At 65.1% G+C, this 19404-nt stretch carries 12 protein-coding genes; 2 read left to right on the forward strand and 10 right to left on the reverse strand.

The window, feature by feature from the left end; all coding sequences use genetic code 11:
- Positions 1–8: 8 nt before the first annotated feature.
- Together kdgD and ASG39_RS21790 are read right to left on the reverse strand one after the other, a co-directional pair.
- Positions 9–941 carry a 5-dehydro-4-deoxyglucarate dehydratase gene (gene kdgD / locus ASG39_RS21785; RefSeq protein ID WP_062597025.1) on the reverse strand — a complete coding sequence of 311 codons (933 nt, stop codon included), beginning with the start codon at positions 939–941 and terminating at the stop codon, positions 9–11.
- An 86-nt stretch (positions 942–1027) separates the two neighbouring features.
- Positions 1028–1777, reverse strand: a complete 750-nt coding sequence (locus ASG39_RS21790; protein ID WP_244481295.1) for a FadR/GntR family transcriptional regulator — start codon at positions 1775–1777, stop codon at positions 1028–1030.
- 217 nt (positions 1778–1994) lie between these two features.
- On the opposite strand from ASG39_RS21790, the gene ASG39_RS21795 reads away from it, so the two are divergent.
- Together ASG39_RS21795 and ASG39_RS21800 are read left to right on the forward strand one after the other, a co-directional pair.
- Entirely contained in the window at positions 1995–3428 is a 1434-nt protein-coding gene (locus ASG39_RS21795) for an aldehyde dehydrogenase family protein (protein ID WP_062597026.1), read from the forward strand.
- A gap of 49 nt (positions 3429–3477) precedes the next feature.
- Positions 3478–4626, forward strand: a complete 1149-nt coding sequence (locus ASG39_RS21800) for a mandelate racemase family protein (protein ID WP_062597027.1) — start codon at positions 3478–3480, stop codon at positions 4624–4626.
- A gap of 3 nt (positions 4627–4629) precedes the next feature.
- Here ASG39_RS21800 and ASG39_RS21805 read toward each other — a convergent pair whose 3' ends face one another.
- The 8 genes from ASG39_RS21805 to ASG39_RS21840 form a co-directional block, all read right to left on the reverse strand.
- Positions 4630–5685, reverse strand: coding sequence for a dienelactone hydrolase family protein (locus ASG39_RS21805; RefSeq protein ID WP_062597028.1), 1056 nt, complete (start codon positions 5683–5685; stop codon positions 4630–4632).
- On the reverse strand, positions 5685–6431 hold the full coding sequence (locus ASG39_RS21810; RefSeq protein WP_062597029.1) for a FadR/GntR family transcriptional regulator: 747 nt from the start codon (positions 6429–6431) through the stop codon (positions 5685–5687). Before ASG39_RS21810 ends, ASG39_RS21805 begins: the two co-directional genes overlap by 1 nt.
- 30 nt (positions 6432–6461) lie before the next feature.
- On the reverse strand, positions 6462–7220 hold the full coding sequence (locus ASG39_RS21815; RefSeq protein ID WP_062597030.1) for an ABC transporter ATP-binding protein: 759 nt from the start codon (positions 7218–7220) through the stop codon (positions 6462–6464).
- On the reverse strand, positions 7217–8074 hold the full coding sequence (locus tag ASG39_RS21820) for an ABC transporter ATP-binding protein (protein WP_062597087.1): 858 nt from the start codon (positions 8072–8074) through the stop codon (positions 7217–7219). The genes ASG39_RS21815 and ASG39_RS21820 overlap by 4 nt, the downstream gene beginning before the upstream one ends.
- Before the next feature lie 21 nt (positions 8075–8095).
- Entirely contained in the window at positions 8096–8968 is an 873-nt protein-coding gene (locus ASG39_RS21825; protein WP_062597088.1) for an ABC transporter permease, read from the reverse strand.
- A 37-nt stretch (positions 8969–9005) separates the two neighbouring features.
- Entirely contained in the window at positions 9006–10022 is a 1017-nt protein-coding gene (locus tag ASG39_RS21830) for an ABC transporter permease (protein ID WP_062597031.1), read from the reverse strand.
- 99 nt (positions 10023–10121) lie between these two features.
- The gene (locus tag ASG39_RS21835; protein WP_156468232.1) at positions 10122–11717 is read right to left on the reverse strand and encodes an ABC transporter substrate-binding protein; all 1596 of its coding nucleotides are present in this window, start codon (positions 11715–11717) and stop codon (positions 10122–10124) included.
- Positions 11718–12063: 346 nt separating this feature from the next.
- Positions 12064–19086, reverse strand: a complete 7023-nt coding sequence (locus ASG39_RS21840) for a hypothetical protein (RefSeq protein ID WP_062597033.1) — start codon at positions 19084–19086, stop codon at positions 12064–12066.
- Between the last annotated feature and the right edge of the window lie 318 nt (positions 19087–19404).

Here is a 19404-nt window from a genome sequence, read left to right on the forward strand (position 1 = left end):
TCCGCGGCTTACTCCGCGGCTTGGGCCGTCGCGGGCATGTTGCGATAGGGCTCGCAAAGCGCTTCCATCATCCGGACCTCTTCGGCCGTCAGGTCGGTCAGCGGCGCGCGGACAGGGCCGACATCGAAGCCCATCAGCCGCACGCCCGCCTTGACCGCCGAGACGGCGTAGCCCTTCTGCCGGTTGCGGATATCCATGAACGGGTAGAAGAAGTCGATCAGGATGCGGTTCGTGGTTTCGAGGTCGCCGGCCCGAAGCGCGGTGTAGAATTTCTGGGCGAGCGCCGGCACGAAGTTGAAGACGGCCGAGGAATAGGTCGTCACGCCTGCGCCAAGATAGGCGTCTGCAAAGAGTTCGGCCGTTGGCATGCCGCCGAGATAGGTCAGGCGATCGCCCATCGTTGCCGTGATGCGGCGGACAAGTGCGATGTCGCCCGAACCATCCTTGAAGCCGACAAGGTTGGGGCAGGCGTCGCAGAGGCGCGACAGCGTGTCCGCGGTCAGGATCGAATTGTCGCGATTGTAGACCATGACGCCGATGGAGACCGACTGGCAGACGGTCTTGATATGCTGGTAGAGGCCTTCCTGGCTCGCATCCATCAGATAGTGCGGCAACAGAAGGATGCCGTCGGCACCAGCCTTTTCGGCAGATTTGGCGATGGAAATTGCCATGCGCGTGCCGTAGCCACAGCCGGCGACGATCGGCGTCGCGCCCGCCGACGCCTTGGCGGCAGCGACGATGTCGGGGATTTCGGACGGCTCGAGCGAGAAGAACTCGCCGGTTCCGCCGGCAGCAAAGAGGACCGTCGCGTCGAAGCCTGCGAGCCAGCCGACATGCGCCTCATAAGCCTTGCGATTGAAGAGCCCGTCGGCGCCGAACGGCGTGACGGGGAAGGACAGAAGGCCGGCGCCAAGCGCCTGCTTCAACTCGAGGGGATCCAAGGACACGGGCAGTCATCTCCAAATGTTGCATCTGAGAGAAAACTAGCAAGAGATATTATCTCTGTCAACACTTGTATGATCTATGCTCAGGTCGAGCCGCGTGTGTTGCGCATCATCGCCCGATAGCGCTGCTGGCTTCCCTTCAGATGGTGGCGCATCGCATCGCGCGCGGCCGCTTCATCCCGGTCGGCGATGGCGCGAGCGATGATCTCGTGTTCATGCTGAATCTGGGAGAGATAATCGGCCGATGTCGCGTCCGACCGGTCGCTGCCCAGAAGCGAGCGCGGGATCATCTGCTCCCCGATCGCCTGAAGAAGCTCCCGGAAGCGCGGATTGTTGGTGCTGTCGGCAATCGCCAGGTGAAAGGCACGATCGCTCTCTACGGTGGCCGTGCCCAAAGCGATCTGCTGATTCATGACATGCAGCGCCTCGAAAATGAGTTCCTGTTGCGCGGGCGAACAGCGGCCGGCGGCAAGACCGGCCGCTTCGATTTCGATCGCTGCGCGAACCTCGAGCATCTCGATGATGGACGAGACCCGGTTCGGATCGACGCCCTGCAACGCACCGGGCGCCTTGGGCTGCGGGGCGAGCACGAAGACGCCGACGCCGTGGCGCACTTCAACAAGGCCATCGGCCCGCAAAGAGGCGATGGCCTCGCGGATGACGGTTCGGCTGACCTGATGCTCTTCCGTCAGGCCGCTCTCGCTCGCCAGTTTCTCACCCGGCTTCAGCCGTCCCTCGGCGATGGCCGCGCGCAGCCTCTGGCTCACCGTGGCGACGAGGTTCCGGCCCTTGCGGACGGGCGTTGCCTTGATGTCGTGGTCCGATCTCTTCAAGAATCCCCGCTTCGCGAACGCTCTGTTTCGTCTCGTCTTATCACGAAGATAGGCCATGGGGCGCGCGGTCAGGAAGAAATTTATTGACGTCTCACCAAAGCATTATAGGATGACATACGTCAGTTATATGATAACTAGACGTCGGCTAGCCGTTCGCGTGCGAGCCCAGGCTGGGAGCGGAACACGTCGCCCCAGCCGATTTCAGGAGGAGACGAGCATGACCATCTACCAGAATCTGATTGCCGGCGAGTGGGTCGGCTCGCAAGCCTCCCAGAACCTGAGCCCGTCGGATACCAACGATGTGGTCGGGCTCTATGCCCAGGCCAATGCCGACGATGCGAAGCAGGCCATCGCCGCCGCGAAAGCTGCCTTTCCGGCATGGGCTCGCTCCGGCATTCTGGAGCGCCATGCGATCCTGCGAAAGGCGTCCGACGAGATCCTCGCCCGCAAGGAAGAGCTCGGGGCGCTTCTGGCGCGGGAGGAGGGCAAAGTCCTGCCGGAGGCCATCGGCGAGGTGACGCGCGCCGCACAGATCTTCGATTTCTTCGCAGGCGAGGCCTTGCGGCTGGCCGGCGAGACCGTGCCGTCCGCCCGGCCGGGGATCGGCGTCGAGGTCACGCGCGAGCCGCTCGGCGTCATCGGGATCATCACGCCCTGGAATTTTCCGATCGCCATTCCCGCTTGGAAGATCGCGCCGGCGCTCTGCTACGGCAATACAGTCGTCTTCAAACCCGCGGATCTCGTTCCCGCCTGCGCCTGGGCGATCGTGGATATCCTCAACCGCGCAGGCCTGCCAAAGGGCGTGCTCAATCTTGTCATGGGGCGCGGCTCCGTTGTCGGTCAGGCGTTGCTCGACAGCCCCGATCTCTCCGGCTTGACCTTCACGGGCTCCACCGGGACCGGCAAGCGGGTGGCCCTCGCATCGATCGAGCATAACCGCAAGTTCCAGTTGGAAATGGGCGGCAAGAACCCGATGGTGGTGCTGGACGATGCCGACCTCTCGGTCGCGGTCGAGGCCGCTGCCAATTCCGGCTTCTTCTCGACGGGACAGCGCTGCACCGCGTCGTCGCGGCTCATCGTCACCGAAGGCATTCACGACCGCTTCGTCGCGGCTCTGACCGAGCGGCTGAAGACCCTGACGGTCGACAACGCCATGAAACCCGGCACGCATATCGGCCCTGTCGTCGATGAGCGGCAGTTGAAGCAGGACACCGACTATATCGACATCGGCAAGACGGAAGGCGCGCGACTGGCCTTCGGCGGCGAGGTGCTGACACGCGACACGCCCGGCTTCTATCTGCAGCCGACGCTCTTCACCGAGGCGACGAACCAGATGCGCATCTCGCGCGAGGAGATCTTCGGCCCGGTGGTCAGCGTCATCAGGGCAAAGGATTACGACGACGCGCTCGCCATCTCCAACGACACCCCCTTCGGCCTTTCGGCCGGCATCGCCACGACCAGCCTGAAGCACGCGACCCACTTCAAACGCAATGCGGAAGCCGGGATGGTCATGGTCAATCTCCCCACGGCTGGCGTCGATTTCCACGTGCCGTTCGGCGGGCGCAAGGCCTCGTCGTTCGGCCCGCGCGAGCAGGGGCGCTATGCCGCCGAATTCTTCACCGTGGTCAAGACAGCCTACACGCTGGCCTGACGCCGGCGTTCCAGCGACCGCGCCACGCTTATCCCAGGAGGAATTTTTCGTGAAAATCGTCGACGTTCATGTGCGCATCTTTGCCCACACCACCTATCGCCATCAGGACACAGCGGGTCACGCCCATCCGGGACCGGCGCACAAGGTGAACCTTGCGCTCCTGACCATCGTCGATGACGAGGGGGGTGAGGGCTATTGCTTCGCGGCGCCGGAGGTCGTTCGGCCGCATATCATCGAGAAATTCGTGAAGAAGGTGCTGATCGGCGCCGATCCGTTCGCGCGCGAGCGGCTCTGGCAGGAGCTGGCGCATTGGCAGCGCGGCAGCGCCGCACAGCTGACCGACCGGACGCTGGCGATCATCGATTGCGCGCTCTGGGATCTCGCCGGGCGCAAGCTGAACATGCCCGTGCACAAGCTGATCGGCACCTATCGCGAGAAAATGCTCGCCTATGGATCGATCATGTGCGGCGACGAGCTGGAGAATGGCCTGTCAACGCCGGAGGATTATGGCCGGTTCGGCGAAAAGCTCGTCGCGCGGGGCTACAAGGGCATCAAGCTGCACACATGGATGCCGCCCGTCTCCTGGGCGCCGGATGTGAATATGGACCTCAAGGCCTGTGCGGCCGTGCGCGAAGCCGTTGGTCCCGATATCCATCTCATGATCGACGCTTTCCACTGGTACACCCGCACAGACGCCCTGAAGCTTGGCCGCGGCCTCGAAGCGCTCGGCTTCGACTGGATCGAGGAGCCGATGGACGAGCAGAGCTCGATGTCCTACGCGTGGCTCTCCGAAAACCTCGATATTCCGGTTCTCGGTCCGGAAAGTGCCGGCGGCAAGCATTTCAGCCGCGCGGAATGGATCGCGACCAAGGCCTGCGACATCCTGCGGACCGGCGTTCACGACGTCGGCGGCATCAGCCCGGCGATGAAATGCATGCATCTGGCCGAATCCTTCGGCATGAACTGCGAAATCCATGGGAACGGTGCGCCGAACCTCATCGTTGCCGCCTGCTCGAAGAATGCCAACTGGTACGAGCGCGGGCTTCTGCATCCCTTCCTGGAATACGACGATGGCTTCGAATATTTGAACGGTCTGGTCGATCCGATGGACGCGGACGGTTATGTTCACATTTCCGACAAGCCGGGCCTCGGCGAAGACATCAACTTCGACTTCATCAACGCCAACCTCGTCGCCTGAGGGTCAAAGGACGCGGTCGAGCCAGTCGATCGCGTCCTCCTGTGGCTGAACATCGAACACATGGCCACCCGGCACCATCCGCGTCTGGAGCGCCTCCGATGCACGCGTGGCATCCCAGATGCCGCGCATCTGGCGAAAGGCGTCGGTGGCCACGGTTTCGGGAAAATGCCGGTCGTCGCGGCCGCTGAGAAACAAGGCCGGCTTCGGGGCGGCAAGGGCCGCGAGATGGGGATAGTCGATCCGGCCTGCGATGGCCGGATGCAGCAGGTAGAACGCCGACTGACCGCGCAACTGATTGCTGCCGGATTGCATCAGCCCGGAAAGTGTGCCCATCCAGCCGGCGGCGACACAGGCCTTCGCACCGGACGACAGGGCTGCCAGTTGCCAGGCCCGGGCGCCGCCCATCGAAAAGCCGAAACTCGCCACCCGCTCGGGGTCGATGCCGTCGAGATGCCGGAGGAGTTCGAGCGCTTCCAGATCCTCCCTCAACAAGACACCCGCGAGCGACTGGCCGAACTGCATGAGGTTTGCAGCCAGAGCCTGCTGTCCCTCGTAACCCGTGCCCGCCCGGCCGCCCCAGCCCAGAGCATCGACGCAAAGGACGCTGTAACCCCGATGGGCCAGCGCATTGCCGAGGTGGCGACCGCCGTAGAGGCGCCGGGCCCAGTCGGCTGACTGCACGGCGGCATCGTGTTCCTCGTCGGGCCGCCGGATCAGCTTCTGCCGGCCGATGGAAAAGGAGGAGCCATGATCATGGAGAAGCAGGATTCCCGGCGCCGGGCCTCGCGTCTGCGGGCGCAGCCAGTAGGCGTCCGCCGTCTCTCCGTTCGAGAAACCGATGCGCAGATGCTGGCCAGAAAGCCCGCCGTCATCCCATTCGGCAAGAACGCTTGCAGACGGTGTGGCGATCGTCTCGATGTCGAGGGCGCGGCGCACGGCGGCGCGCTTCTCTCTCTGCCATGTCGCGACGTCGGATATGTCGGGATCGAAATTCCAGGCGAAGCTGTTCCTGTCCCGCAGGCGCCTTGCGAGATCCGGCATATTTTCATCGTCGATCATCAACCGAGACGCATGCGTTCGATCATCCGGTCGCGACTGACGGTCAGGTGCTGCCGCATCGCCAGTCGCGCACCGTCGATATCGCGCCGCGCGATCGCTGCGAGCACCAGTCGATGCTCGGTATTGACCCGCGCGAGGTTCGCCTGAAACACGGCATCCTCGACATTGTGAGTCTGCAGCCGCATGCGGGGCATCAGCGTCTCGCCGAGATAGTTGAAAATACCGAAGAAATGCTCGTTTTGGCTGGCTTTCGCGACGGCGCAATGGAATTCGAAATCGGTCTGGCTGTCGCGGGCGATGTGCTCGATGGCCTTGTCCATTGCGTCGCAGACCGCGGTCATGGCGTCGAGATCCGTCTGTGTCCGGCGCTCGGCCGCCAGGGCCGCCGCCTCGGATTCGATGCCGATGCGCAATTCGAGGCCCTTCAGCTGGTTCTCGACCATCGTCAGACGCTCGTTCGAAAGGCGGAACGGGGGAACGCCGGCATCGTCGCGCACGAAAGCGCCGACCCCGTGCTGGATGGAAACGAGACCGCTCGCTCGCAGATTGGCGATCGCCTCGCGGATCACCGTCCGGCTGACGCCGAGTTCGTCGATCAGAACCTTCTCTGTCGGCAATTGCGAGCCGCGGGAATAGTCGCCCTGCCGAATGCGGTCCGCAAGGGTGCGGACCACCTGGGAACTCAACGTCTCCCGGCGGCGCGCGGCGGGAGGAAACGAGGCGGGATTGTCGGCGTCCATGGTCATTGTTCAGGTCCCTCCAAAAGGCAGCGACCGTCAGACGGCCTGGTCGTAGGCAAGGCTCGCTTCGATCAATTCACGGGCGTACGGGTCGCTTGCCTTGCCCGTCGAGAGCACCGAGCGATCCATGACTTCCACGACACGCCCATGTTGCATCACCGCCAGTCGTTCGCACATATGGTCGATGACCGCCAGATCGTGGCTGACGAACAGATAGGTGAGATTGCGCCGTGTCCGCAGATCCGCAAGCAGGTTCAGCACCTCGGCCTGCACCGAAACGTCGAGGGCGGAGGTCGGCTCGTCCAGAAGCAGGATGCGCGGCTCGAGGATCAGGGCACGCGCGATCGCCACACGCTGGCGTTGGCCGCCGGAAAGCTCATGCGGGTAGCGGGCGAGAAAGGCCGGATCGAGCCCGACATCGGTCAGCGCCCGTTCCATCCGCTCCAACTGCCGGTCCATGCGGTGGATGCGCAGCGGCTCCTGCAGCGCCGTACGGATCGACTGGCGCGGATGCAGGGAGCCGTAGGGATCCTGAAACACCATTTGCACCATGCGGCAGTAGTCCGTGAAGGGCATGTCCTTGATCGACGTGCCCTCCATCTCGATCGCACCGTCCCAGAGCGTCAGAAGCCGGGCGATGCAGCGCAGGATGGTCGATTTGCCGGAGCCGGATTCGCCGACGAGCCCGAAGGATTCGCCCGGCTTGACCGAAAACGCGACATCTCCGAGAATCCGCCGCTTGGCCGCGCCCGAGCCGAGATCGATCGAGACGTTTCTGACATCGATGGCATTCATGGCTGGGCCTCCCGTGTGGTGCGTACAAGCGGCTCGCGGTTGAGAACGGGCAGCGGGCGACGGCTTCCCCCGATATGCGGCTGGGCGGCCAGGAGGCCGCGGGTGTAGGGGTGAACGCAGTTCTGCATGTCGCGCGCGGCACGCTCCTCCACCACCTCGCCATGGCGCATGACCAGCACCCGGTCGCAAAAATTGCGCACGAGGTTCAGGTCGTGGCTGATCATGATCAGGCCGATGCCCTTGTTGGTGACGAGCTCGTTGAGGATGTTCAACACCTGCATGCGCACCGTGACGTCGAGCGCGGAGGTCGGCTCGTCGGCGATGATGATCTGCGGCTCGGGGATCAGCATCATGGCGATCATGATGCGCTGGCCCATGCCGCCGGACACCTCATGCGGATAAAGACCGTAAACCCGCTCGGGATCGCGGATCTTCACCGCCTCAAGCATGGCGAGCGTCCTCTCGCGGGCCGCTTGAGCGGACGCCTTGTTGTGGACGCGATAGGCCTCGGCGATCTGGTCGCCGACCTTGTGCACCGGGTTCAGCGAAAACTTCGGGTCCTGAAGGATCATCGACATCCGCTGGCCGCGGATCGAAAGCATCTGACGCTCGGTCGCGGCCAGGAGATCCGTACCCTCGAACTCCATCCGCTCCGCCTCGATCCGCGCCGTCGGGAGCAGCTTCAGGAGCGCGCGGCCGATGGTCGATTTGCCCGAGCCGGACTCGCCGACGATCCCGAGGCGCTCGCGTCCGAGATCGAAGGAGACGCCCTTGACCACCGGTGTATAGGTCCGTCCGTTGCGATAGCTGACGCGCAGGCCTTCGACGCGGAGGAGGGGGTTTCGGTTGTCCATCTGCGTTTCCATCATCGCCTCCTAGTGGCCCTGTTTCGGGTCGAGCGCATCGCGCAGTCCGTCGCCGAGCAGATTGAACGCGAGGCTGACGACGAGAATGGCGCCGCCGGGGAACGCGACCAGCCACCAGTTGTCAAGCATGTAGCGGCGACCGGTGGCGATCATCGCGCCCCACTCCGGCAAGGGCGGCTGGGCGCCGAGGCCGAGGAAGCCGAGGCCCGCCGCCGTCAGGATGACGGTCGCCATGCTGAGCGTAACGCGGACGAGCACCGACGGCAGGCACATCGGCATGATCGACTTGACGATGATGCGCAGCTTCGAGGCACCCTGCATGCGGGAGGCGGAGATATAGTCGGCATTGCGGAAGGTGAGCGTTTCCGCCCGTGCCAGCCGCGCGATCGGCGGCCAGGCGGTCAGGCCGATGGCGATGATCGCGTTCTCGAGGCTGGCACCCAGGGCGGCCACGAAGGCGAGCGACAGGATGAGGCTTGGGAAGGACAGAAAGATGTCGGTAATCCGCATCATGACCGTATCATACCAGCCGCCGAAATAGCCGGCGGTGGTGCCGACCAGCAGACCCAGCGGGCCGACGATGACCGAGACGATGGTGATGATCGTCAGGCTGATGCGCGAGCCGTGAACGATCCGGCTGAGGACGTCGCGCCCGAGTTCGTCGGTTCCGAAGAGATGGGCGGCCGACGGCGGCTGGAGAGCCTGGCTGAGGTTGATCAGGTTCGGCTCGTAAGGCGCGATCCAGGGTGCCAGCAGAGCCGTGACCAGCAGGATCGCGATGACCACGAGGCCGAAGCCGGAGGAGGGATTGGCGAGCAATTCCCTGAGAACACGGAGCAGGCGGCTCCAGGCCGTGTAGGTCTTCTCACGCGAAGCGGTCATGGCTGCGGTCCCGATGTCGATGGATTTCGTCGTCATGTCAGCGCGTCCTCGGGTCGAAGATCTTGTAGAGCGCATCGGACAGGAGATTGAGCCCGATGAAGATGACACCCACCAGCAGGACGCAGGTCATCACAGCGTTCATGTCGCCCACCAGCATGTTGTTGGTGATGTACTGGCCGAAGCCCGGCCAGGAAAACACGGTCTCGATGAGCACGGCCCCTTCGAGCAGGCTGCCATAGGCGAGCGCGACGATGGTGACGAGCTGAACGCGGATATTGGCAAAGGCGTGGTGCCAGATCGTGCGGCTTTTCGAGAGGCCCTTCACCCGTGCGGTGGTCACATATTCCTGGTTCAGCTGATCCAGCATGAAGCTGCGGGTCATGCGGGTGATGTAGGCCATGGAGGAGTAGCCGAGGATGCTGGCCGGCAGGAGCAGATGGTTGACCGCGTCCCAGAAGACGTCCCAGTCCCCGGCCAGAAGCGAGTCGATCAACAGGAAGCCGGTCGTCTCCGGCACGAGGCCGATATAGTAGTCCGACAACCGACCGCCGCCGCCGACGAGATCGAGCGCGGCGTAGAAGACGATGAGACCGATCATGCCGGTCCAGAAGATCGGCATGGAGTGGCCGATCAGCGTCAGGAAGCGGATAACGTGATCCACCGGCTTGTTGCGACGCACGGCGGCGAGGATGCCCAAGGGAATGCCGAGGCCGGCCCCGACGATGATGGCGAAGGTCGCCAGCTCGATCGTGGCCGGCATCACATGCAGGATGTCGTTGATGACGGGCTGGCCGGTGCGGATCGAGACGCCGAAATCGCCGTGCAGCAGGTCGCTCACATATTTGAAGAATTGCTGGTAGAGCGGCAGGTTGGCGCCGATCCGCTCGGCGACCATCTCGTAGGTCGCCCTGTCCGCCTCTTCACCGACGATCGCACGCACGGGATCGACCGGCATCAGCCGCCCGATGCAGAAGGTCAGGATCAGAAGGCCGATCAGGGTGACCAGGATGGTCCCCGCCTGCCTGCCGAAAGCCGAAAAGCGCGCATTGTTCATGACTGCTTCTTCCTTGCAACGCGAAGTGGTTCAGGGCAATGCGAAGTGGTTCAGGGCGTGAGACAACGGACGCGACGTGCGGGACGCCGCCGAGCCGCCTCAGCGCTCCTTCGTCACCGTGCGCAGCCGCGTGGACCAGGACGGATTGAGCGCCAGCCCCTTGATGTCGGCGCGGTAGCCGACGCTGTCGACCACCTCGGCAAAGGGCTGGATGGCCGGGACGACATCGGCATAGTAGGTCTGGATCGCCTCGTAATCCTTGACCTGCGTGGCCTTGTCCGGCTCGACCAGCGCAGCATCGACCATGCCGTTGATCTTCTCGTCGTAGAAGGCCGTGCGCCAGCCCTGGAAATTGGTCAGCTTCGCCTCATCGGCATTGTCGGGATTGTAGACGATGGCGCGCAGGTTGCTGTCGGGGTGCGGCAACTGGCCGCCGCCACCGCGGCCGACGAGCAGCTCGTACTTTCGCTCGCGCATCGCGCCATAGATCTGGTCGCCACTGCCGGTGATGATCTCGGCCTTGATGCCGCCCTGCGCCAGCGTCGCCTGGATGGCGGTCGCCGCATTCATGAAAGGCGCGTCGGAAATCGCCCGGAGCGTCGTCGAGAATCCGTCGGGATATCCGGCTTCCGCCAGCAAGGCCTTCGCCTTCTCCACGTCCAGCTTGTAGCCGGCATTGGGCAGGGCCCCGAACAGGCCGGTCTGGATCGGGCGATCCCGGAGGCGTCCGAAATAGGGCAGGACCGTATCGTTCAGACCCTGGTAGTCGATCAGATGACGCAAGGCCTCGCGGACCTTCGGCTTCTGAAACTTCTCATCCTTCATGGACACGGCGAGATAGTAGAATCCGCTGCCGCCATTCGTCTGGACCTTGACGTTCTCGCTGGCCTCAAGCGCCTTCAGGTCGGCGGCCGACATGGAGTAGGCGATATCGATATCGCCCTTTTCCAGCATCAGCCGCTGGCTCTGGGACTCCGCCAGGTGCCGCATCATGATGCGCTTCATGCTGGGCTTCTCGCCCCAATAGGTCTCGTTACGGTCGAGAATGACGCGCTCGTTGGAGCGCCACTGGCCGAGCGCATACGGGCCGGACCCTGCGGAATTGTTGGTGAGCCAGGCGGCGCCGAGATCGCCCGCCTTGTCGTGCTCCATCACGGTCTTGCTGTCGAGGACCGAGCCGGGGCCGACGATGCCCAAGGTCTGGACGATGATCTGCGGATCGACCTTCTTCGGCAAGGTGATGACAACGGTCAGCTCATCGGGCGCGGTGAAGCTCTTGTCCGCATTCGCGGCAGTGAAGCCGTGCGTTTTGAGGAAGGAAGCCTGGGCGAGGTTCAGGGTCATCAACCGCTTCAGCGACCAGACGACGTCTGCCGAAGTGACCGGATTGCCGGAGGCGAAGGTCGCTCCGGATCGGAGCTTGAAGGTGATCGCCGAATGATCGGGGCTGACCGTCCAGCTTTCGGCCAGCAGCGGATCAACCTGCGCGCGGTTGACAGCATCCAGCGCAACAAGGTTATCATATATGTTGGCGAGAACTTGTACCGTCTCCTTGCCGGTGATCGCAGCCGGATCCAGCGTCAGGATATTGCTCATGGAAAAGCCGACAACCAGCATATTCGGCGGCGTTTCCGCCCAAGTCGGGCTCGTCAGCAGCGTCGAGCCGACAAGGATCGTCGAAAGGGTCTTGATCATGCGATGCATCGTTTCCTCCACATGCTGCCTCCCAGCAGCATTCCGTTCCGCAAGTCCGACACAAGAGATATGACGTCTTACCTCGACTGTCAATCTGGGATCTGGAAGAAGCGCAGTTGTCAGGACAGACCGCGAGACCGCTGTTGCGCCAGGAAAGGCGCTTGATACAGGATGTGAGGGATCGTCAGTACGCGCGCGCGTGTCTTCGGCACATGACGTGCAGAATCGCGATGAAAACATCGGGATGTCGGTTCCGGAACCGCGTGTCCAGCGTGTCTCACACCGCGTATCGCTTTGGACACGCGGTGGCTGCGCCACCCTCCGGCAGCGCCGCCTGATTTGCGGATCAGACGCTCAGCATGGACATGATGAGCGAGGCACTGTCTGCGCCGGGCGCGTCGGACGTCGCGGCCGGATCTGTCTGCGCGCTGGACGCCTCCGGAGCCTGGGCGACCCTGAAGCTGGAGGGGGAGCCGGACTGGGCGTTGATCGCGACGTCCGTCAGGGCCTGCAGCTGCGCCGTCGTCATGCCATTGATCTGGCCGGGCGTGAAAGCCTCCGCCTGCGCGACCGTCAGGCCCGCAATCGCCCGGGTGCTGAGGCCGGAGATGGCGCTGCTGCCGAGCGCGATGATGTGCTCCGGCGAAAGCCGCACGAGATCTTCCGAACCAAGCGCTGCTGCCTGCATCAGTCCGAAAGCGCCGACCTGGGAGGTGGAGAGCATTCCGATCTGTGTCGGCGTCAGCGCGCTGACCTGGCTATAGCCGAGCGCTGCGACCTGGCTGATCGTCAATGCTGCGATCTCGCCCGAAGACAGGGTGGCGACGAGCGCCGTGCCCAATCCCTTGATCGCCGTCGGTGCGATCGCCGCAAGCTCCTGGGTCGAGAAGGTCGCAAGCTGCGTGGTGGTCAGGCCCGCAAGCCCGCTTTGGCTGAGGGCGCCAATCTGGCTGCTCGTCAGCGTATCCACCTGCTCGGTGCTCAGCACGCCAAGCTGCGCACTCGTCAGTCCGGCGATGGTGCCCGTGCCGAGGCCGGCGATCTCGGAAAGCGTGAGCCCGGCAATGAAGGCGGTCGGCAGGCCCTTCACGGCCGTGGAGCCCAGCGCCGAGATCTTGGCGGGCCTCAGCGTTTCCAGGCTATCGGTCGTCAGACCCGACAGCGCATCCGAGCTGAGGGCCGCGATCTGGCTGGTCGTCAGAAGTTCCATCTGCGCCGGGCTCAGCGCTCCTGCCTGGCTGCTGCTGATACCGGCAAGCCCCTTGGTGCTCAAGGCACCGAGCTGGCTGTCGGAAAGCGTGGAGATATCGGCGGTCTTCAGGGCACCGACCTGGCCGGATGTCAAAGCACCGACCTGTGCGAGGCTCAGCGCCTCGATCTGGCCGGAGGTGAGAGCGGCAATCTGCGTGGTGGCGAGACCGGAGATGCCCCCCGTGCTCAAGGCTGCGATCTGCTGCGGTGTCAGCGTCGCGAGCATCGAGGAGGACAGTCCGGTGACGGCCGTCGAACTGATGGATGCGATGTCGCCGGTGGTGAAACTGTCGATGTCATCCTGCCCGAGGGCGGCCAATTGTGCGGAATTCAGGACCGCAATCTGCGCGCCGGTCAGCGCCTCCGCCTGATCGACGCCAAGCGCCGCGATCTGCGTGGTGCCGAGCCCCGCAATGCCGGCCGTGCCGAGCGCTGCGATCTGGCTGACGGAGAGAGACGCGATGGCCGCTGTCGAGAGACCCGTGATCGCCGAGGATCCGATCGCCGCGATCTGCGCCGTGCCGAGATGATCCAGAGCATCGGTGCTGAGCGCCGCCAGCTGCCGCGAGGACAGGCTGCCCACCTGAACCGGCGTCAGGGCCAGGACCTGATCCTCGCTCAGGCCGGCGATCGAGGCAAGCGGAAGCCCCATGATCCCGGCACTCGACAATCCGCTGAGCTGCGCGGGCGAGAGAACGGCGATATCCTCCGTTCCAAAGGCTGAAACCTGCTTGGAAGACAGCGCCCCGATCTGCGCCGTCGTGAGACTTTCGATCTGGGTGCTCTGCAAGGTTGCAATCTGGTCCGTGGTCAGGCCGGCCACGCCGGAGAGGCTCAGCGCTGCGACCTGTTCGTTGGACAGCGAAGCGATCGCCGTCGTGGAGAGACCGGAGATCGCCGCCGAGCCGAACGCGGCCATATCGGCGGTCGAGAAGCCGTCGAGATCGTCGATGGCGAGCGCCGCCGCCTGCGCGGAGCTGAGGGACGCGACCTGCGTCGGGGTGAAGGCTGCCGTCTGCTCTGCACTGAGGGCCGCGATCTGCGCGCTGCTGAGGCCGGCGACCCCGTCGGCGCTCAGGGCTGCGATCTGGCGTGCCGAGAGAAGCGCAACGGACGCGGTCGTCAGTGCCGCGATCTGCTTCGACCCGAGAGCCGCGATCTGCGCGGTGGTGAGAACGTCCAACTGGTCGCTGGTGAGTGCCGCGACTTGTGTGCTGCTGAGGCCGGGGACGCTGCCGGGGCTGAAGGCTGCAATCTGATCGGTCGTGAGAGACGCGAGCGTCGTCGTGGAAAGGCCGGCGACGGCCGTCGAGGAGATGGCGGCGATATCGCTGAGACTGAAACGGGCAAGGCCACTCGTTGCGAGCGCGGCCAGCTGCCGCGAGCCGAGCGCGGCGATCTGGACAGCGTTCAGCGCCTCGGCCTGGTCGGCGCTCAGAGCGCCGATCTGCTGGCTTGTCAGTCCGGCGACGCCGGCCGCGCTGAGCGCGGCGATCTGCGTCGTCGTCAGGGTTGCGACATCGGCGGTGGCGAGGACCGCGACCTGTCGCGAACTCAGGGCGGCGATCTGGCCGGTTCCCATCGCCTGCACCTGCGTGCTGCTGAGATGCGCGACAAGCAGGGTGCTGAGCCCGCTGATCCCGGCCGGGCTGATGGCGGCGATCTGGTCGGTCGAAAGAGCGGCGACCGCGTCGGAGCCGAGCCCGGACATCGCGTCGGACGACAGCGCGCCGAGATTGGCCGCCGCGATGGCCTGGATGTCGTCGGCGTCGAGCACGGCCGTCTGCCGTGCGGTCAGGGCGCCAAGCTGCGCGCGCGTCATCGCCGAAACCTGATCACCGCTCAAGGCGTTGATCTGGCGGGAGCTGAGCGCTCCGACGGCGGCCGTGCTGAGCGCTGCGATTTTGTCGGTGCCGAGCGAGGCGATCGTGTCCGTGGACAGTCCGACGACGGCTGCGGGATCGATCGCCGCGATCTCGCGCGTCGAGAACGTCGCGATGGCATCGGACGAGAGGGCGGCCAGTTGGACAGAGCTCAGCGCCGCGATCTGAAGGCGGGTGAGGGCATCCACCTGGTCCGTCCGTAATGCTGCCAGCTGGCGGGTGGTGAGGCCACTCACGCTCGAGGCGCTTAAGGCCCCCATCTGGGCGGTGGTAAGTGCCGCGATGGTGTCGGTTGTCAGCCCCGCGATGGCGCCGGACGTGATGGCCGCGATATCCTTCGTGGAGAAAGTCGAGATGCCGTCGGACTGGAGCACGGAGACCTGGCGCGAGGTCAGATTCCCCACCTGCGCACTGGTCAGCGCCTCCGCCTGGGCCGAGGTCAGAACGGCCATTTGCTGCGAGGTAAATCCGGCGACCGCCCCGCTGGACAGCGCCGCGATCTGCGCGGTCGAGAGAACCGCGACAGCGGACGTCGCGAGCACGCCGATCTGGGTGGATCCCAGCGCCGCGATCTGACGCGTCGAAAGGCTTGTAAGCTGATCCGTCTCGAGAACCTTGACCTGCGCGTTCGAAAGCCCGCCGATCGCGCTGCTGCTCAGCGATCCGATGCGCTGCGAGGAGAGCGCATGAATATCCGCGGTGCTGAGACCGGCCATCTGCTGGGACGTCATCGCACCGAGCTGAGCGGAGGTCAGCGCTGCCAATTGCGGATCCATCAGCGCTGCAATCTGATCGGCACTGAGAGCGCCGATCGCGGCGACCGTCATCGCCGCAACCTGATCGGTCGAGAAGGCCGAGACCTTGTCCGAGAGCACGGCGACCTGGCTCGCGGTCAGCTGCTTGACCTGCGCGGTAGAAAGGGCGGCGAGCTGCGCGGTGGTCAAGGCCGACGACTGCGCCGTCGACAGGCCGGGAAGCGTCGCCGTGCCGAGTGCGGCAATCTGCGCTGTCGAAAGCGCGGCAACGGCATCTCCGCTGAGGCCCGACAGCGCCAGACTGCCAAGAGCCGCGATGTTGGCGGTCGGGAAGGCCGAGATGTCCTCGACCTCCACCGCGCCCATCTGCGCGGCGCTCAGAACCTTGACCTGCGACACGGAAAGGGCGCCGATCTGGCCGGGGCCCATCGCTGCAATTTGGGTGGCGGTCAGCTTGGCGAGGGCGTCCGTGCTCAAGGCGCGGATCTGCGCGGTGGTCAGCGTTTCCATCACGTCGCCACTGAGGCCGGTGATGGCCGTCGCGCTGATGCCGGCAATGTCTGCCGTCGAGAACGTCGCGAGATCGTCGGCCCCGAGCGCGGCGAGCTGCGCGGAGGTGAGCGCGCGCACCTGCGTGACCGAGAGTGCCTCGACCTGTGCCGTGCCGAGCGCCCCGACCTGCGCCGTGGTCAGGCTGACGACGGCTATCGTTCCCAAGGCCGCGACCTGCGCCGTGTCGAGCGTGGCGATGACCTCGGCACTGATGCCGGGGACGGCGCGGCTGCCGATGGCCGCGATCTGCGTCGTCGAAAAGGCTGCGAGATCGCCCGCGTCGAGTGCCGAGAACTGCTGCGCGGTCAACTGTGCGACCTGCGTGGTGCCGAGGGCTGAAAGCTGCGCCGTGCTGAGTGCGGTCATCTGCCCGGCCGTCAGCACGGGAATGGTGCCGGCGCTGAGCGCGCTGACCTGCGCGGTGGAGAGCGCACCGATCTGCTCGGAGGACAAGGCCGCAACCTGCGTGGCGCGCAGAGCCGCGACCTGCGCGGTCGTGAGTGCCGCGACCTGGCTGGTCGAGAGGTTCGCGATGTTGACGCCCTGCACGGCGGACGTCGTGAGCGCCGCGACATCATCCGTGGAGAGCGTCGCCAGGGCCTCTTCGCTCAAAGCGGAAAGCTGCACGGCACTGAGCGCGGCCATCTGCGTCGGCGACAGGATCTCGATCTGCGCCGTTCCCATTGCGGCAAGCTGCACCTTCGTCAGGCTGGAAACCTGGGCCGTCGTCAAGGCTTCGATCTGCGCGGCCGAAAGCGTTGCGGCAACCTCCGTCGTCAGCCCCGAAAGGGACGATTTGGAGATCGCGCCGATGTTGTCCGGGATGATGGCGGCGAGATCATCCGCGCCAAAGGCCGAAAGCTGAAGGGCTGTGAGCGCCTTGAGCTGGTCGGATGAGAAGGCAGCGACCTGGTCCGCCTGCAGCGCGTTGATCTGCGACGTGGTCAGACTGGCGACCGCGCTCGTGCTCAACGCCGCGATCTGGGCCGCAGACAGCGCGGCAAGCGTGCCCGTCTGAAGACCGGAAATCGCCCGGTTGGTGATCGCGGCCATGTCCTCGTTGGAGAAGGTGAGAACGGCGTCCGTGCTCAAGACGGCGACCTGCGCCGCGGCGAGTGCGCGGATCTGTACGGCGGTCAGAGCCGCGACCTGCTCCGTGCTCAGCGCCGCCACCTGCTGCGTCGTCAGGGCGCCGGTCTGACCGGACGTCAGCGCCGCGATCTGATCGGTGGACAGAAAGCCGATGGCATCGGCGCGAAGGCCCTTGATCGCGGAGGTCGAAAGGCCGGCCAGGGCCGACGGGGAGAAGGAGGGGAGCGTGGTTTCGCCGAGGATCGCCATCTGGGTCGCGGTCAGCGCCCGTGTCTGGCTCGATGTCAGGGCGGCCGTCTGTTCGGCGCTCAGGCTTCCGAACTGCTGCGTGGTCAGACTTCCCAGCGCCTGCGAGCCGAGCTTTGCGATCTGGGCGTTGGAGAGGGCGGCGAACTGGTTGACGCCCCAGCCGGTGATCTGTGCGGCGCCGAGAGCACCGATCTGTGCCGGCAGCATCGCTGCGAGGTGATCGGTCGTCAGCGCGTTGATCTGCGTGCTCGTCAGGACGGAAACGGTCGCGGTGCTGAGCGCGGCGAGCTGCGCCGCCGACAGGGCTGCGACGACGGTGGTGTTGAGGCCTTGCACCGCCCGGCCGTTGATGGCGGCGATGTCGGTCGGTGAGAAATTGGCAATGTCGCCGGCGTCGAGCGCGGCGAGCTGGATCGTGCCGAGGGCTTTGACCTGCACGGGTGTCAGGGCCGTCAGTTGCGCACCGTCGAGCGCCCCGATCTGCCCGCTGGTGAGGGCGCTGATGACGCTTGTTCCGAGCGCCGCGACCTGCGCGGTCGTCAGACCGGGAATGGCATCCGTGCGAACGCCGCCAAATGCCTGGCCGGTGAGGGCGGAAATCGCGGCGGTCGACAAGGCGCCCAGCCCGTCGGACGAGAGAGCGGCGAGTTGGGTCGAGGTAAAGGCCTTCACCTGCAGTGAGGACAAAGCGGCGATCTGGTCCGTGCTCAAGGCAGCCACCTGAGTGGCGGACAGCGATGCGAGGGACCGGGAGGCCAAAGCGTTGATCTGGACCGGGGAGAGGGTCGCAATTTGCTCCGTGCTCAGCGTGGCCAGCTGTGCGCCGCTCAGGGCGCCGGCCTGTCCGGACGTCAGGGCGGAAAGCCGCTCGGCCGAGAGGTTGGCGATCTGCAGACCGGTGATGGCCCGCGTGTTGATCGCGCCGATATCCTCAAGCGACAAAGCCTCGACATCTTCGGCTCCGAGCGAGGCCAGCTGGAGCGAGCCGAGGACCGAGACCTGCGGCGAGGTCAGCGCTTCGACCTGATCCCGGCTCATGGCGACAATCTGGTCGGTCGTGAGGCTCGCGACGGCGCCGGTGTTCAGCGCCGAAATCTGATCGGTCGTCAGGGACGAAAGCACGTCCAGCTGAAGGCCGCGGATGGCGGAACTCGAGATCGCGTTGATATCGGCTGTCGAGAAGGTGGCGAGATCCTCCTGGCTCAGGGCGGCGAGCTGATCGCTGGTCATCGCCTTGATCTGCGCAGGCGTCAGCGCCTCCGCCTGCTCGGCCGTGAACGCGCCGATCTGTGTCGAGGTCATCCCGCCGACCTGTGTGGAGGAGAGCGCCTCGATGCCGGCCTTGTGCAGAACGCTCAGCTGATCGAGGGTCAGGCCGACGATGGCGGCACGCGAGATGGCGTTGAGCTGCTCGGTGCTGAGAACCTCCACATCCTCAACGTCGAGAGCGGCGATCTGCGTGGACGACAGGGCCCGGATCTGAAGCGTGGAGAGGGAGCTGACATCTTCCGTCGTCCAGGCCGCAACCGCAGGCGCCGACATCGATCGGATCTGCGAGACGCTCAGGCCGGAAGCAATTGTCGTCATGGCATCAATCCCCACACGTGACGGGTACCGATTTCGATCGATGCCCAGCCCTGCCAACGGGCAAGGCCACCCTCCGCACGCGCAGGAGAAAGGACTCCGTGAACGCGACGGTTGCCTCCTCGGGTACCGGCTTTGGCTTGCTTGAGCCTGATGTCGCCTTGCCGGATTGCAAAGGCGCGCGCCTTCGCGGCGTGGTGGCGCGGAAACCACACCTGCCGTTCGCGAGCCAATCGCCAGACCGACCGTCTGCACCGACCACCTGGAGAAAACCGTAAGTTTTACAGACGATCGGGCTTGACCCCCGGAGGTGATCGGTCC

The sequence above is a fragment of the Rhizobium sp. Leaf371 genome, assembly GCF_001424045.1.
Taxonomy (GTDB): domain Bacteria; phylum Pseudomonadota; class Alphaproteobacteria; order Rhizobiales; family Rhizobiaceae; genus Ferranicluibacter.

Coding starts and splice junctions, on each gene's coding strand:
- ASG39_RS21825 (WP_062597088.1), bottom strand. CDS start 8,968: ATGACCGCTTCGCGTGAGAAGACCTACACGGCCTGGAGCCGCCTGCTC.
- ASG39_RS21810 (WP_062597029.1), bottom strand. CDS start 6,431: ATGACCATGGACGCCGACAATCCCGCCTCGTTTCCTCCCGCCGCGCGC.
- ASG39_RS21830 (WP_062597031.1), bottom strand. CDS start 10,022: ATGAACAATGCGCGCTTTTCGGCTTTCGGCAGGCAGGCGGGGACCATC.
- ASG39_RS21820 (WP_062597087.1), bottom strand. CDS start 8,074: ATGGACAACCGAAACCCCCTCCTCCGCGTCGAAGGCCTGCGCGTCAGC.
- ASG39_RS21835 (WP_156468232.1), bottom strand. CDS start 11,717: ATGATCAAGACCCTTTCGACGATCCTTGTCGGCTCGACGCTGCTGACG.
- ASG39_RS21805 (WP_062597028.1), bottom strand. CDS start 5,685: ATGATCGACGATGAAAATATGCCGGATCTCGCAAGGCGCCTGCGGGAC.
- ASG39_RS21795 (WP_062597026.1), top strand. CDS start 1,995: ATGACCATCTACCAGAATCTGATTGCCGGCGAGTGGGTCGGCTCGCAA.
- ASG39_RS21840 (WP_062597033.1), bottom strand. CDS start 19,086: ATGACGACAATTGCTTCCGGCCTGAGCGTCTCGCAGATCCGATCGATG.
- ASG39_RS21815 (WP_062597030.1), bottom strand. CDS start 7,220: ATGAATGCCATCGATGTCAGAAACGTCTCGATCGATCTCGGCTCGGGC.